Consider the following 13,892-nt stretch of genomic DNA (forward strand, 5'->3'; position numbering starts at 1 on the left):
CGTTTATCCAATTCATGTACTAATCGCGCCTCGTAAAGCAATCTAGAAGAAAGACTCTATTCTATACAAGCGGCCTGCCGATGTCAGACCGTTTTGCTGTTGCGCCGGCAAGCCGCCGCCGCAAACGCCAAACTTGGACCCCGCCGACGCCCCCCGGTTCACGCGCCGGCAGTAACGCAAGCAGCAGGCGATGGTGTACCATAGGGCCTCATTCCATCCTAGTTAAGAAAAAGCGCTAGTGTTGCCAAATCGTCGTCTGATCATTGCCGGCGCCACCCTCGGTGGCCTGTTCGTTCTGTATGGAGGCGCGACCCTGTGGGCCGGCGTCAAGGCGGAGCAGACCTTGCAGGAACAGCACAAGATGCTGGCCGACCTGCCGCTGTTCAAAGTCAAATCCCACAGTTATCAACGCGGCTGGTTCTCTTCCACGGAAACCACCGAGCTGGTGTTCAACCGCCATTTGTCCGGCCCGTATGAAAACATGCTGCCCGACAATGTGAAGCCCTTGCTGAACGCCACCATCAAGTTCACCAACCACGTCAAGCACGGCCCCTTCCCCGGCATCGGCGATTTCGACTTCCGCCCGGGCCGCGCGCTGGTGCGCACCGAGTTCGCGATGAGCGACTCCACCCGCAAGACGCTGGCCAGCTTCTTCGGCGACAAGGAACCCATCACCATCGTCAACCGCCTGGGCTTTGGCGGCGGCGGCGAGCTAGGCGTCACGGTGCCGGCCTTCGACTATGAAGAAGCGCTGTCCGGCGTGAAGATGAAATGGAAGGGCTTCGACCTCAAGCTCGACTACGCCGACGGCTACAAGGAATACAAGACCGAGGCGCTGTCGCCCGGCTTCCTGCTGGAAGCCGCCAGCAAGGGCAGCATCGCCTTCGATGGCGTGCGCTACCTGTCCGACATCCGCCCCGGCAACACCGGCGTCAAGCTGGGCACCAGCGAATTGACCGTGGGCAACGTCCGCCTCAATTCGCGCGAAAGCGTGCCCTACAGCATCAAGCTGAACGAACTGGTCTATTTGATGACCCGCGTGCGCATCGGCGAATTCATCAATCCGTCCGGCGAGTTCAAGCCGTCCGCGGTGACCTTGAAGGACTTCCGCTACCAGATCGTCACCAGCGAGCAGGACGACTACGTCAATACCCGCGGCAAGCTGAACTTCGCCGAGTTCAACTTCAACGACCACCGCTACGGCCCGATGCGGCTGGACATCTCCGCCAATCACCTGCATGGCCCCACCCTGGTCAAGCTGGACCAGGCCATAGGCCAGATCCCGTTCGAAGGCGTGGACCCGGCGCTGCTGCGCAAGCAATACATCGATACCATCAAGAAGAATGGCATCCCGCTGCTGCAGAACGATCCCAAAGTGGTGATCAACGAGTTCTATCTCAAGATGCCGAGCGGCGAAGCCAAGCTGGAAGGCAGCCTGGGCGTCAAGGGCCTGCAGCCGGCCGACCTCAACGACGCATCGCAATTCCTCAAGCGCTTTGACGTGGACGCCAAGCTCAGCCTGCCGCGCCAGACGCTGGAAGACCTGGTGATCGCTCAGGCGCGCACGCTGTTCACCGTCGACCAAAGCGCCGAGGACCAGCCGAACATGAAGGAAGTGGAAGACCTGGCCAAGAACCTGCTGGACAGCCAGTTGGCGCAGTGGAAGAGCGAGCAGTACATCGTCGAGGACAAGGGCCAGATCAACACCGAGCTCAACTACGGTGCCGGCGTGCTGACCATCAACAAGAAAAAGGTGGCGCTGCCCTGGGAGGAAATCGACCTGGAGCCGCCGCACGACGCGTCTCAGCCTGCCACGACGCAGAAGAAATAACGACGCGCTCGCCATGTGAAAAGGGCTGTCTCGCGACAGCCCTTTTTCTTTGCCGACCAGTGCGGGCCTCAGCTCGACACTCAGTCCTCGTCGTGCATCTGGCTTTGCAGATAATTCTGCAGGCCAACGCTTTCAATCAGGCTCAACTGCGTTTCCAGCCAATCCACGTGCTCTTCCTCGCTCTCCAGGATGTCTTCCAGCAGGTCGCGGGTCACGTAGTCCTTGGCGCTCTCACAGTAGGCGATGGCTTCGCGCAATACCGGCAGCGCGTCCATTTCCAGCTTCAGATCGCACTCCAGCATTTCCTTCGGATTCTCGCCGATATGCAGCTTGCCCAAGTCTTGCAGATTCGGCAGCCCTTCCAGAAACAATACGCGCTCAATCAGCGCATCGGCGTGCTTCATCTCGTCGATGGACTCGTGATACTCGTGTTCGTTGAGTTTCTTCAAGCCCCAGTTCTTGTACATGCGGGCATGCAGAAAATACTGGTTGATCGCGGTCAGTTCGTTCTTGAGAATCTGGTTCAGGTATTTGATGACCTTTTTATCGCCTTGCATCGCGCTCTCCGGAAGAAATGATTCTTCCATTATGACATAGCGCGCGCCAGTCTCAAGGCATCAAGGTCGAAAAGAGGATATGCGCGCCGCGAGAATACGGCGCGTGGGGATTTGCAGTCTGCCCGGCCTTGGCCGAGACTAAGCAGGAAACGAAGGATGAGATCAAGCGGCGCTGCGCGCGGTCGAAGCCGGACCAAGCGCTTGAACAGCCTCCTTGCGAAGTTGATTGGCCATGCAGGCGCATTTGCCGCAATCGGTCGCCACGCCAAGCTCGCGGCTCAAATCGCACATGCGGGTGGCTCCGTTGTGCACCGCTTCGCGGATTTGCTTGTCAGTTACAGCATGGCACAGGCAAACGTACATGGCAGTTCCGGTGGTGTAATGTGGCGCGGGATTGCGTTAAAGTAATCGAGAATCGTTATCAAGAATATAGATTCAAACAAGAATCATTGTCAACAAGAAAGCGCAGACCATGACGCAGTGGAAACCAAATGCGACAGTTGCGGCAGTCATCGAACTGGACGGGCGCTACCTGATGGTGGAGGAAGTGACCAGCGACGGCATCTGCTTCAACCAGCCGGCCGGCCACCTGGAGTATGGCGAGACGCTGGAAGACGCGGTGAAGCGCGAGGTGCTGGAGGAAACCGGCTGGCACTTCCGCCCGCTGGGGCTGGTGGGCATCTATCTGGTGGACCGCCCCAATAGCGACATCACTTATCTGCGCTTCGCCTTCTACGGCCACCCGCTACGACGCGAGGATTATCCGCGGCTGGACGACGGCATTCTGTCGGCGCAATGGCTGAGCCACGAGGAAATCGTCGCGCTGCGCGCGCAGCACCGCAGCCCGGTGGTGCAGCAGTGCCTGGACGATTTCCGCGCCGGCAAACGCCACCCTCTGTCCATGATCCACCATCTGGGCCGCTAAGCGCCGCGGCCCCGGAGTCTGCATGTCCTTGAGATTATTGTCTTTCCTATTGGCGCTGCTGGCCGGCCTCCCGTGGGCGGCACAAGCCAGCGCCATCAATATCTGCTACCATTACGGCTGCTCCAGACATGCCTACGTAGACATCCCCGCCGAGGCCGATGCCTGGCTCGCCGCCCGCCTGTCCGCCGCCAACAGCCCGGAAACCGAACGTTCCGCCGTCAGCGACGCCGTCACCGCGCTTTATCACATCGCCGCGCGCACGCTGCCGATCTGGCAGGACAAGGGCGGCAATTTCCGCGACGGGCCGGCCGAAGGCCGCATGGACTGCGTGGACCACAGCAGCAATGTCAGCACCTTCCTCACTTATCTGCAGGACCACGGCTGGCTGCAATACCACACGGTGGGCAAGCCGGCTTGGCGCGCGCCGCTATTGCTGGACCTGCACTACACCGCGGTGCTGCGCGACATGCTTTCCGGCCGGGATTGGGCGGTGGACAGCTGGTTCAAGGACTTTGGGCAAGCCCCGGTGGTGATTGCCCTCGATATTTGGATGGAAGGATTTTCCCCGTGACGGGTAGTAAGAAACGAATTGTCGTCGGCATGTCCGGCGGCGTGGACTCCTCGGTAACCGCCTCGCTGCTGAAACAGCAGGGACACGAGGTGATCGGCGTCTTCATGCAGAACTGGGAAGACGACAACGACGACGAGTACTGCTCGATCAAGCAGGATGCGCTGGACGCGATGAGCGTGGCCGACATCGTCGGCATCGACATGGAGATCGTCAACTTCGCCAAGGAGTACAAGGACCGCGTGTTCTCCTACTTCTTGAAGGAATACTCCGCCGGCCGCACGCCCAATCCCGATGTGCTGTGCAATGCCGAAATCAAGTTCAAGGCCTTCCTCGACTACGCGATGGAACTGGGCGCCGACTGCATCGCCACCGGCCACTACGCGCGCAAGCTGGAGCAGGATGGCACCCACTACCTGATGAAGGCGGTGGACCACACCAAGGATCAGAGCTACTTCCTGTATCGGCTGCAGCAGCATCAGTTGGCCAAGGCCATCTTCCCGCTCGGCGACATCCGCAAGACCGAGGTGCGCAAGCTGGCCGAGGAAGCCGGCCTGCCCACCGCGGCCAAGAAGGACTCCACCGGCATCTGCTTCATCGGAGAACGGCCGTTCCGTGAATTCCTGCAACGCTATCTGCCCACCAAGCCCGGCGAGATGATACTGCCGGACGGCAAGGTGGTGGGCGAGCATATCGGCCTGATGTATTACACCTTGGGCCAGCGCAAGGGCCTGAATATAGGCGGCGCGCGCGACGGCACCGGCGAACCGTGGTTCGTCGCCGGCAAGGACATCCCCGGCAACAGGCTGATCGTGGTGCAAGGCCACGATCACCCGCTGCTGCTGAAGCCGACGCTGGCGATGGCCGACCTGAGCTGGACGCTGCCATCGGCGCCGGCAGCCGGCGAATACGCGGCCAAGAACCGCTATCGCATGGCCGATGCCGGCTGCAATCTGTCCGCCATCGTCGACGGCCAGGCCACGCTGACTTTCCGCGACAAGCAATGGGCGGTCACTCCCGGTCAGTCCGCGGTGCTGTACGACGGCGACATCTGCCTGGGCGGCGGCATCATTCAATAAGCCCACCGCTAGTCAAAAAGCCCCGCGCCGAATCATCGCCGCGGGGCTTTTCCATTGTCATCATCAAGATTGCGGCAAGGGTTGCAGCCGCCGCAGGCCCAGGCTGATCGCCAGCATCGCCGTCAGGCACAGCACCAACACCCCCGCCACCCCGTTCCAGCCGCCGCGCCCCCACATCAGGCCGGACAGCGAGCCCAGCAGGCTGGAGCCCAGATAATAGGCGCTCAGGTAAATGGCGGAAGCCAGCGCCCGCCCCTGGCGCGCGCGCAATCCCACCCAACTGCTGGCCACCGAATGGCCAGCGAAAAAACCGAAGGTGAACAGGGCGATGCCGGCCACCAGCAGCACGACGCGATCGCTCAAGGTCAGCGCCAGTCCCAGCAACATGGCCAGCACCATCAGCCACAACACATTGCGTCGGCCCAGACGGTCGGACAGCTTGCCGACCCAGGCCGATGACCAGACGCCGACGATATACAGCGAGAACACCAGCCCCAACAGGCTCTGGCTCATATTGAACGGCGGCGCCAGCAGGCGGAAACCCAGGTAGTTATATAGGCTGACGAAGCAGCCGGACAACAGGAAAGCGGACACGAACAGCCAGGGCAGACCGGCATCGCCGAACAAGGCCTTGGCCTCTCGCCACATGCGGCCCAGATCATGCCGGCGCGGCTGGAAGTGCCGTGACGGCGGCAGATTGCGCCAGAACAACCACGCGCCAAGCACGCCGAGCAAGGCCAACGTCAGCAAGGCCCAGCGCCAGCCGAAATGGTCGGCCAGCAAGGAGGCGATGAAGCGGCCGCTCATCCCACCCAGCGCATTGCCGGCGATGTACAAGCCCATGGAATGGCCCAGCGACTTGGCGTCCACCTCCTCGCTCAGATACGCCATCGCTACCGCCGGCAGGCCGGCCAAGGCCACGCCAAAAACCGCGCGCAGCCACAGCAGATGCTGGAAACTGTCCGCCAGCGCCGACAGCAGCATCAGCAGCGCGCCCAGCGCCAGCGCCGCGTTCATCAACGGACGTCGTCCCAGGCGATCCGCCAGCAGGCCGGCGGGAATCAGGCTCAACGCCAGGCTGCCGGTGGCCAAGGACACCACGCCGCTGGACTCGGCCGGTGATAAGGCGAAATCCTGGGAAAACAGCGGCATCAATGGCTGCGCGCCATAGAGCATGGCGAAGGTGCAATAACCACCGGCGAACATCGCCCACGCGGTGGCGCGGAATTCGGCGGTGCCGGCGTGCAGCTTGGCCGGAGAAAGTGACGAGGCGGACGACGGCGATACCACAGAGCGAAGGCAGGAAGACGGCGAATCGGCGGACATGAAAATCTTTCAACACGAAATATATGCTTGAGCTTAGTCTTGGCCAAATTCGCAGTCCAATATATATTTAACCGTCATTTGATACTTTTAAAATATCAATCATGGAACTACGCCATCTGCGCTACTTCGTCGCGGTCGCCGAAGAACTGCATTTCACTCGCGCCGCCCAGCGGCTGCACATTGGCCAACCACCGCTCAGCCAGCAGATCCAGGCCTTGGAGGCCGAGCTGGGCGTGCGGCTGCTGCGCCGCCACCAGCGCAAAGTGGAGTTGACCGAGGCCGGCCGCCAATTCCTGAGCCGCGCTCAGCGCATTCTCGCCGACACGGAATTGGCCGCGATGGAAGCCCGGCGCGCCGCGCGAGGCGAGATCGGCGAACTGAGCATAGGTTTCACCTCCTCGTTGCCGCTGTCCCCCATCCTGCACGCCGGCCTGCACGACTATCGTCAGCGCTTTCCGGAAGTCGGGCTAAAACTGTGCGAGATGTTCACCACCGACCAATACCAGGCCTTGCAGCAACGGCGGCTGGACATCGGCTTCGTGCGCTTCAACGGCCTGGAGCCCATGGCGGATATCGCGGTGGTGGAATTGCAGCGGGACGCGCTGCGGGTGGTGATCAGCGCCGAGCATCCGCTGGCCGGTCAACCGGCGCTGCGGCTGGGGCAATTGCGCGGAGAAAGCCTGATCGGCTATCCGCAGGAAGCCGGCACCGGCTTGAACACGGTGCTGCGCGAGCTGGCGAGCCGCCAAGGCATGGACTGGCGGCCGCGGCAGGAGGCCGGCGAGGCCATCACCCAGATCGGCCTGGTCGCCGCCGGGCTAGGCATCGCCATCCTGCCCTCGCCACTGGAATGCGTCCGGCTTCCCGGCGTGCGCTATCTGCCGCTGCTGGACGAGGGCGCTTATCTGGCGATGGGCCTGGCCACGCGCTTGGACGAAGACTCGCCGCTGGTGATCCAGTTTCTGAACTTGATGCGCGAGCGCTGGCTCAACGCCCGCCGCTGACGTCCAGCAAGCTGCCGGTGCAGAAGGAACTGGCATCCGACAACAGCCACAGAATCGCCGCAGCGACTTCTTCGGCTTCGCCGCCGCGCCGCATCGGCACGCTGTCGGCCAGGCGCGCCACCCGGCCCGGCTCGCCGCTGCTGGCGTGAATGGAGGTATTGATCAGCCCCGGCCGCACCGCGTTGACACGGATGCCCTCGGCCGCCACTTCGCGCGCCAGGCCCAGGGTCAGGGTATCGATCGCGCCCTTGCTGGCGGCGTAGTCGATGTATTCGCCGGCCGAGCCCAACCGCGAGGCGGCGGAAGACACATTGACGATGGCGCCGCCACTGCCGCCATGGCGGGTGGACATCCGGCGCACCGCCTCGCGGCAGCAGAGAATGGGCCCCAACACATTGCTGCGCAGCACCTGCTCCACCCGTTGCGCCGAGTAATCCTCCAACCGGCCGATAGGCGCGGTCACGCCGGCATTGTTGACCAGGGCGTCGATACGACCGAAGCGCTCCGCCACCGCGTCGAACAGCCCCACAATGTCCGCCTCGAGCGAGACATCTGCGCAAAACGCCTCGGCGTCCGCGCCCGCGCGCCGCAACTCGGCCACCACCGCCTCCGCTCCGGCCAGGTCTTTGCGGTAATTGACCGCGACGCGCCAAGCCTCCGCCGCCGCCAGCCGCGCCGTCGCCGCGCCTATGCCGCGCGAAGCGCCGGTGATCAACACCACCTTATCGTCCATCTTCAACCCTTGCGCATGAATTGCTGATGCCAGCGCGTGCGCGCGGCACGCGCCGCGCCGAAGCGCTCCGCCAGCCGCTCGCCGTCGCCGGCGTCCAGCATCTGGCGCAGTTGCTCCAGCCCGGCGCGGTAGCGGTCCAGCTCCTGCAGCAGCGCGTCGCGATTGGCCAGGCTGATATCGGTCCACATTTCCGGATGGCTGCCGGCGATGCGGGTGAAATCGCGGAAACCAGTGGCGGCGAAATCGAAGCAGCGCTCGGCATCGGCCTTGCCCGCCACCATGTCCACATAGGCGAAGGCCAGCAGATGCGGCAGATGGCTGACGGTGGCGAACACCGCGTCGTGCTCTTGCGCCGTCATCTCGTGGATTTCCGCGCCGCAGGCGCGCCATAGCGCCGCCACCCGCTCCACGGCGGCAGGCAATGTCTCCGGCAGCGGCGTCAGCACCACCTTGCGGTTTTCGTACAGGCCGTACTGGGCGGCGGCGGCGCCGGACAAATCGGAACCGGCGATGGGATGCGCCGGCACGCAATGCATTAATTGGCCGGGCAGATGCCGGCGGTACAGTTCCACCACGTCGCCCTTGGTGCTGCCGGCATCGGTGACAATCGCTCCCGGCCGCAACCTCGGCGCCAGCGCCGCCATCAAGCCGCCCATCTGGCCGACCGGCGAAGCCAGCAACACCAGATCGGCTCGCACGGCCACCGCGGCCAAGTCCTGGCTGATCTCGTCCACCACCCCCAGCTCCAGCGCCCGCTCCAGGTTTTCCCGGGTGCGGCCGACGCCGATCACATGCCGCGCCAGCCCGGCGCGTTTCAGCGACAAGGCGAACGAACCGCCAATCAGACCCACGCCCACCACTACCAGGGTTTCTATCCCTTGCTGCACCGCTTCTCCCCATCCATGGCCTTGGAACACAGAACGGTTATCATACCTGCCTAACGATGGCTGACAACCACTTCCGTTGCGGCGCGATGACGCCCACGCCTCCAAGGACCAGCGATGAATCACTGCTTGTATTGCTATTTCAAGGCCGACGCCGATGACGCCGCGCTGCTATCCCGCTTGCGGGCATTGCAGTCGGCGTTGCAGGCGCGTACCGGCGTCCCTGGCCGCCTGCTGCGCCGTCGCGACGACGCCGGCACCTGGATGGAAGTGTATGAAGGGATCAGCGACGCCGACGCGTTCCTCCACGCCTGGCTCGAGATCAGCGTCGAATGTGGTCTGGCGGCGCTGAGCCGCCATGAAGAGTGGTTTCAGCCGCTGGCTTGAGAAACGGGCCAGTTCAAGCAGTCCGCCGGCCGCGCCAAGTGAAAACCCTGGACGAAGTCGCAACCGGCGGCGCGGGCGATGTCCAGCTGCATCTCGCTCTCTATGCCCTCGCCCACCACCTTGGCGCCGTGCAGCTTCAGGATGGCCACCAGCTCGGTCAGCTTATCGCGCAGCGCCGGCCGCATCAGCGCGCGCCGCATCAACACCTTGTCCAGCTTGACGTAATCAGGCTCCAGCAGCCACACCCGTTCCAGATTGGACGCGCCCTGGCCAAAGTCGTCCAAGGAGATCAAAAAGCCCAGATCGCGGTAGCGCTGCACCGCGCCGTGCAGCCGCACCGGGTCGCTGACCGCGTCCTCGACGATTTCCAGGCAGACATGGCGCGGCTCCACCCCCAGCAGTTGCAGCGCCTCGGCAAAGAACTGCCCGTGGGACTCGCTGACATTCACCAGGTGCTGGGCATTGACGTTGAGCGACAGCACCAGGCCCGGTGGCGGCGACTGCAGCAGGAAATTGAGCAGATGCAGACAGCGCAGCTGCCGGTCCACATAGACGGTGCGGCGCGGCGTGGTTTCCGCGGCGAACAGCACCGTGGGAATCAACTGGCCGCCAAAGCGGTCCGATACCCGCGCCAGCGCCTCCACCGACCACAAACGCGGCTCGCCGTCCTGCAGACGGTACACCGGCTGGAACACGCTGCGGAAGCGCCAATCCTCGTGCCGGCCGCGCACGCGGCCTTCACGCCAGCATAGCGGCTCCGCCTCGAAGCCATGCCTCGCCAGCATCAGGTTCAGCTCCGGCAGCGCCGCTTGCACGCCTGGATTCGCCATCGCCACTTCACACTCCGCCATCGCCGACATCGCGCCTCCCGGCCTGCGCCAAGCAAACAAGAAAAAAGGCCGAACATCGTTCGGCCCAAACAAGATACGAGAGAAACCTGCATGCGGTTCCGCAAAACCGGCAGACAGAAAGAGGCCGGCTTCCCGGCGGCAGCGCCGCCAATAGCCGCCAGCGCTCTACTGCGCCAGAAAGACCCGCTCAATATACCCGGCTCTCTTTATCTCTAAAAATAATTAAATGCTCGTTATATAGTTCACATAAATCTAAGAGTCGAACTCAGGCCTGCTGCGATGCCGGCTTGGCTTCCACTTCTTCCGCCGACCGGCCCATGATGCGGTCCAGCCACAACGCGATCACGCCGTCGCCGGTGACATTGCAGGCGGTGCCGAAGCTGTCCTGCGCCAGGTAGAGCGCAATCATCAAGGCCAGGCTGGCTTCCGGGAAATGCAGCATGCTGGCCAGGATGCCCAGCGCCGACATCACCGCGCCGCCCGGCGCGCCCGGCGCCGCCACCATGGTCACGCCCAGGAGCAGGATGAAGGGGAACATCACGTCCCAGCTGGGCACGTCCAGACCGGCCGTCATCAGCATCACCGCGGTGGCGCAGGTAACCAGCGTGATGGTGGAGCCGCACAAGTGAATGGTCGCGCACAGCGGCATCACGAAATCCGCCACCGGACCGGATACCTTCATCTGCTTGGCCGAGCGCAGCGCCACCGGAATGGTCGCCGCCGAGGACATGGTGCCCAGCGCGGTCAGATAGGCCGGCAACATATTGCGGATCAAGGACCAGGGATTGCGGCCGCTGGCGAGACCCGTCACCGTGTACAGCAAGGTCAGCCAGATCCAGTGCATCGCTATGGCCAGCACTAGCACCACGCCGAAGGTCTTCAGCGTGGAAAACACCGAGCCATCGGCCGCCATCTCGGCGAAAACGCAGGCGATATAGGCCGGCAGCAGCGGAATCAGCACCTTGGCCAACACCAGTTCCACGATGTCCTTGCCCTGGTCCACCACCTCCTTGAGCCGCAGCGCGCGGGTGACGGCGATGCCGAGGCCGAACACGAAGGCCAGCATCAAGGCGGTCATCACATCGAACAGCGGCTTGATCTCCAGCGTGAACAAGGCCTTGATCGCCGCCGGCTTGTCAGTGGCGTGCACACCCTGAGCGATCAGCGACGGCAATACGCCGGAGGCGACGGCGAAAGCCGCCAGCCCTGACAGGATGGTGGAACAATAGGCCAGTCCCACGGTCCAGCCCAGCATCTTGCCGGAATTGGATTCCAGCGCGGCGATGCCGCTCATGATGTAGAACACGATGATCAGCGGAATCATGAAGCCGATGAATTGCCCGAACAGGGCTTTGAAAGTCATCAGCAGGGCCAGCGGGCCGTCCGGGGCCCATAGCCCCAGCGCCAGGCCCACCGCCATGCCGGCCAGTAGTTTAAGAATCAATTTCACGGCAACCTCTCTGAGCTTTGGTCTAATGTTGTTCGCGATCCGCGCATGCGCTTGCCCCATGTCCGGTCCGGGCACGGCGCCAGTCGGAAGAATGGAGATCCGCCCGGCCAGGGCGGCGAGGAGCAAAAATGCAGACGCGGTCTGGGCAGGTCTGTCGTCGACGCCGGGAACTGCCCTCCCGACGTCTAGCTTCAGGCTTGAAGCGACAGGCTGTGTTGCAGGGCGCGCAGCAGCGGATGAGGGCTCCAGCGGCGCTCGCCCAAGCGGGTAATCTGCCAGATACCCATCAGGCTATTGGAGAGAAACACCGCATCGGCGTCAATCAAGCGCTGCATGGAAAGTCGCGTTTCAGTAAAAGAGCGTCCGATATCCAAACAATGCACGGTCAACCAATCCCGCACCGCGCCGTTCACGCCGCAACGGTCCAGCCTGGGCGTGGCGATGGCCTCGCCTTCCAGCACATAGACATTGCTCATCGTGCCCTCCGCCACCCAGCCTTCCATATCCAGCATCAGGCCTTCGGCGATGGCCGGATCTTGCCATTCCGAGCGCGCCAGCACATTCTCCAGCCGATTCAGGTGCTTGATGCCGGCCAGCGCCGGCTGCAAGGCCAAGCGGGTTTCGCACCAGCGCGCCGCCACCCCCTGCTCGGCATGCTCCGACGGATAGCCGTTCCAGGGCGCGGCGCTGACGATGCGGGTGCACAGTGGCGCCTCCGGCATCGCATAGCCGCGCGCGCCCGCGCCGCGGGTCAGCACGATCTTGGCCGCCGCGCGCGGCAGACCGTGTCCGGCCACGGCCAGTTCGGCCAGCAGCAGCGCCTCTTCGGGCGGCGGCAGGCTCAGCCGGCGCGCGTCATCGCACAGCCGCGCAAACTGCCAGGCCCACAAGCGCGGCCGGCCGCTCAGCAGCTCCAGGGTGCGGAACACGCCGTCGCCGTAAGACAGGCCTCGGTCCGCCGCCGCGATGCGCTCGTCGGGACGGCCATTGATCAACATCGCCATCAGCCCTGCTCCACGCCCAGCGCCCGCAGCAGGCCGCGCGCCTTGTGGCGGGTTTCCTGCAGTTCACGTTCGGGATCGGAGTCGGCGACGATGCCGCCGCCGGCACGGAAGCGCAGCTTGCTTCCCTCTTGCATGAAGCTGCGGATCAAGATGTTGAAGTCCATGGTGCCGTCGCGGTTCAAATAGCCCAGGCTGCCGGTGTAGGCGCGGCGCGCGCTGTTTTCCAGCTCGCGGATGATCTGCATGGTGCGCACCTTGGGACAGCCGGTGATGGTGCCGCCGGGGAACAGCGCGCGCAGCACATCCGCAGGCGTCACATCGTCGCGCAGCTGGCCGCGGACATTGGATTCGATGTGATGGACATAGGCGTAGCTGGCCACCGCCATCAGTTCGTTGACCTCCACCGTGCCCGGCCGGCTGATGCGGCCCAGATCATTGCGCTCCAGGTCGATCAGCATCACGTGCTCGGCGCGTTCCTTGATGCTGCTGATCAAGCGCTTCTTCAATGCCGCGTCCTCGACCGTGTCCTGTGAACGCGGATGAGTGCCGGCGATAGGCCGCGTCTCCGCCCAGCCGTCGCGCACCCGCACCAGCCGCTCCGGCGAGGAACTGACGATCTGCGCATCGCCAAAATCCGCCAGCGCCGAGAACGGCGCCGGATTGGCGCGGCGCAGAGCGGCGAACAGATCCGGCGCGCTCAGCCCCTCGCCCAGTTCGGCACGCCAGCCACGCGATATATTCACCTGGAACACATCGCCTTCGTAGATATAGCGCTTGAGGCGGAGCACCGCGTCGGTATACCACTGCGGCGGATCTTCCTCCAGCGCGGCCAAGACCACCGGCTTGGGCTGGAAGCCGGGCTGTTCGGTCACTCGCTGCTCGAGCGCGTGCCAGTCCTCGGCGGTTTCGCCTACCAGCCAGGCCGCCTGCTTGGCTCTATCCACCAGCACCGCGGCCGGCGTGCGCGCCCATACCGCCAGCGGGAAGCTGTCGTCCAGCGCGGCCGGCACTTGCGGCTCGAACTCGGACAACAGATCGTAAGCCAGATAAGCGAACCAGCCGCCGACGAAAGGCAGGCCGTGCGGATTGGACACCGCCTGCGGCTGGAATGCGCGTAGCTGGGCCAGGAAGTCCTGTCCCTCGCCCGCCATGAACACGCGCCGCTCGCGCTGCATCAGCAGCAGGTCCCAGCCGCTGTCGCCGGATGACTGCATCAGGTAGGGGAAATGCTCGCGATCCGCCGCGTGCAATGCCAACAGATCGGGGATGAAATCGAGTTTCTGGGTGAACATC

15 protein-coding genes are annotated in these 13,892 nt (G+C 63.7%); 6 read left to right on the forward strand and 9 right to left on the reverse strand.

Annotated features, from left to right (window positions below; genetic code table 11):
* The first annotated feature begins 238 nt into the window (after window positions 1-238).
* On the forward strand, window positions 239-1,831 hold the full coding sequence (locus LQT98_RS08640; RefSeq protein WP_048410573.1) for a YdgA family protein: 1,593 nt from the start codon (window positions 239-241) through the stop codon (window positions 1,829-1,831).
* 80 nt (window positions 1,832-1,911) lie between these two features.
* On the opposite strand, the gene bfr is transcribed toward LQT98_RS08640, so the two are convergent.
* Both bfr and LQT98_RS08650 read right to left on the reverse strand, forming a co-directional pair.
* Window positions 1,912-2,388, reverse strand: coding sequence for a bacterioferritin (bfr, locus tag LQT98_RS08645; protein ID WP_048410572.1), 477 nt, complete (start codon window positions 2,386-2,388; stop codon window positions 1,912-1,914).
* Between the two features lie 162 nt (window positions 2,389-2,550).
* Complete coding sequence (locus LQT98_RS08650) at window positions 2,551-2,751, reverse strand: bacterioferritin-associated ferredoxin (RefSeq protein WP_082151095.1); 201 nt, start codon at window positions 2,749-2,751, stop codon at window positions 2,551-2,553.
* Window positions 2,752-2,860: 109 nt separating this feature from the next.
* On the opposite strand from LQT98_RS08650, the gene LQT98_RS08655 reads away from it, so the two are divergent.
* From LQT98_RS08655 to mnmA, 3 genes are read left to right on the forward strand one after another with little or no spacing between them, the layout of a single operon-like run.
* Entirely contained in the window at window positions 2,861-3,313 is a 453-nt protein-coding gene (locus LQT98_RS08655; protein ID WP_048410570.1) for an NUDIX hydrolase, read from the forward strand.
* A 22-nt stretch (window positions 3,314-3,335) separates the two neighbouring features.
* The gene (locus tag LQT98_RS08660) at window positions 3,336-3,884 is read left to right on the forward strand and encodes a hypothetical protein (RefSeq protein WP_231461949.1); all 549 of its coding nucleotides are present in this window, start codon (window positions 3,336-3,338) and stop codon (window positions 3,882-3,884) included.
* Complete coding sequence (gene mnmA / locus LQT98_RS08665) at window positions 3,881-4,960, forward strand: tRNA 2-thiouridine(34) synthase MnmA (protein ID WP_048410568.1); 1,080 nt, start codon at window positions 3,881-3,883, stop codon at window positions 4,958-4,960. The genes LQT98_RS08660 and mnmA overlap by 4 nt, the downstream gene beginning before the upstream one ends.
* 63 nt (window positions 4,961-5,023) lie before the next feature.
* Here mnmA and LQT98_RS08670 read toward each other — a convergent pair whose 3' ends face one another.
* Complete coding sequence (locus LQT98_RS08670; protein ID WP_231461950.1) at window positions 5,024-6,286, reverse strand: MFS transporter; 1,263 nt, start codon at window positions 6,284-6,286, stop codon at window positions 5,024-5,026.
* 101 nt (window positions 6,287-6,387) lie between these two features.
* Between LQT98_RS08670 and LQT98_RS08675 the strand changes: the two genes are divergently transcribed.
* Window positions 6,388-7,290 (forward strand): LysR family transcriptional regulator, encoded by a 903-nt coding sequence (locus LQT98_RS08675; protein ID WP_048410566.1) that lies wholly within the window; start codon window positions 6,388-6,390, stop codon window positions 7,288-7,290.
* Here LQT98_RS08675 and LQT98_RS08680 read toward each other — a convergent pair.
* Together LQT98_RS08680 and LQT98_RS08685 are read right to left on the reverse strand one after the other, a co-directional pair.
* Window positions 7,274-8,023, reverse strand: a complete 750-nt coding sequence (locus LQT98_RS08680; RefSeq protein WP_231461951.1) for an SDR family oxidoreductase — start codon at window positions 8,021-8,023, stop codon at window positions 7,274-7,276. The genes LQT98_RS08675 and LQT98_RS08680 overlap by 17 nt on opposite strands.
* Window positions 8,024-8,025: 2 nt before the next feature.
* Window positions 8,026-8,910 (reverse strand): prephenate dehydrogenase, encoded by an 885-nt coding sequence (locus tag LQT98_RS08685; RefSeq protein WP_231461953.1) that lies wholly within the window; start codon window positions 8,908-8,910, stop codon window positions 8,026-8,028.
* A 114-nt stretch (window positions 8,911-9,024) separates the two neighbouring features.
* Between LQT98_RS08685 and LQT98_RS08690 the strand changes: the two genes are divergently transcribed.
* On the forward strand, window positions 9,025-9,294 hold the full coding sequence (locus LQT98_RS08690) for a DUF4936 family protein (RefSeq protein WP_231461955.1): 270 nt from the start codon (window positions 9,025-9,027) through the stop codon (window positions 9,292-9,294).
* On the opposite strand, the gene LQT98_RS08695 is transcribed toward LQT98_RS08690, so the two are convergent.
* From LQT98_RS08695 to LQT98_RS08710, 4 genes are all read right to left on the reverse strand, one after another.
* Entirely contained in the window at window positions 9,279-10,154 is an 876-nt protein-coding gene (locus LQT98_RS08695) for an EAL domain-containing protein (RefSeq protein ID WP_231461957.1), read from the reverse strand. The two genes, LQT98_RS08690 and LQT98_RS08695, sit on opposite strands and share 16 nt — an antisense overlap.
* A gap of 256 nt (window positions 10,155-10,410) precedes the next feature.
* A complete protein-coding gene (locus tag LQT98_RS08700) occupies window positions 10,411-11,595 on the reverse strand; it encodes a dicarboxylate/amino acid:cation symporter (protein WP_231461958.1) in 1,185 nt (394 codons plus the stop codon).
* A 191-nt stretch (window positions 11,596-11,786) separates the two neighbouring features.
* On the reverse strand, window positions 11,787-12,599 hold the full coding sequence (pabC, locus tag LQT98_RS08705; RefSeq protein ID WP_231461959.1) for an aminodeoxychorismate lyase: 813 nt from the start codon (window positions 12,597-12,599) through the stop codon (window positions 11,787-11,789).
* Window positions 12,599-13,891 (reverse strand): aminodeoxychorismate synthase component I, encoded by a 1,293-nt coding sequence (locus LQT98_RS08710; protein ID WP_231461960.1) that lies wholly within the window; start codon window positions 13,889-13,891, stop codon window positions 12,599-12,601. Before LQT98_RS08710 ends, pabC begins: the two co-directional genes overlap by 1 nt.
* Window position 13,892 lies beyond the last annotated feature (1 nt).

The organism is Chromobacterium aquaticum (genome assembly GCF_021129195.1).
GTDB classification, from domain to species: Bacteria; Pseudomonadota; Gammaproteobacteria; order Burkholderiales; family Chromobacteriaceae; genus Chromobacterium; species Chromobacterium aquaticum.

Bases quoted from the DNA above. Each gene is read 5' to 3' on its own strand.
- LQT98_RS08680 (WP_231461951.1), bottom strand. From the start codon at position 8,023: ATGGACGATAAGGTGGTGTTGATCACCGGCGCTTCGCGCGGCATAGGC.
- LQT98_RS08675 (WP_048410566.1), top strand. From the start codon at position 6,388: ATGGAACTACGCCATCTGCGCTACTTCGTCGCGGTCGCCGAAGAACTG.
- LQT98_RS08690 (WP_231461955.1), top strand. From the start codon at position 9,025: ATGAATCACTGCTTGTATTGCTATTTCAAGGCCGACGCCGATGACGCC.
- pabC (WP_231461959.1), bottom strand. From the start codon at position 12,599: ATGGCGATGTTGATCAATGGCCGTCCCGACGAGCGCATCGCGGCGGCG.
- bfr (WP_048410572.1), bottom strand. From the start codon at position 2,388: ATGCAAGGCGATAAAAAGGTCATCAAATACCTGAACCAGATTCTCAAG.
- LQT98_RS08650 (WP_082151095.1), bottom strand. From the start codon at position 2,751: ATGTACGTTTGCCTGTGCCATGCTGTAACTGACAAGCAAATCCGCGAA.
- LQT98_RS08695 (WP_231461957.1), bottom strand. From the start codon at position 10,154: ATGTCGGCGATGGCGGAGTGTGAAGTGGCGATGGCGAATCCAGGCGTG.
- LQT98_RS08660 (WP_231461949.1), top strand. From the start codon at position 3,336: ATGTCCTTGAGATTATTGTCTTTCCTATTGGCGCTGCTGGCCGGCCTC.
- LQT98_RS08710 (WP_231461960.1), bottom strand. From the start codon at position 13,891: ATGTTCACCCAGAAACTCGATTTCATCCCCGATCTGTTGGCATTGCAC.
- LQT98_RS08670 (WP_231461950.1), bottom strand. From the start codon at position 6,286: ATGTCCGCCGATTCGCCGTCTTCCTGCCTTCGCTCTGTGGTATCGCCG.
- LQT98_RS08655 (WP_048410570.1), top strand. From the start codon at position 2,861: ATGACGCAGTGGAAACCAAATGCGACAGTTGCGGCAGTCATCGAACTG.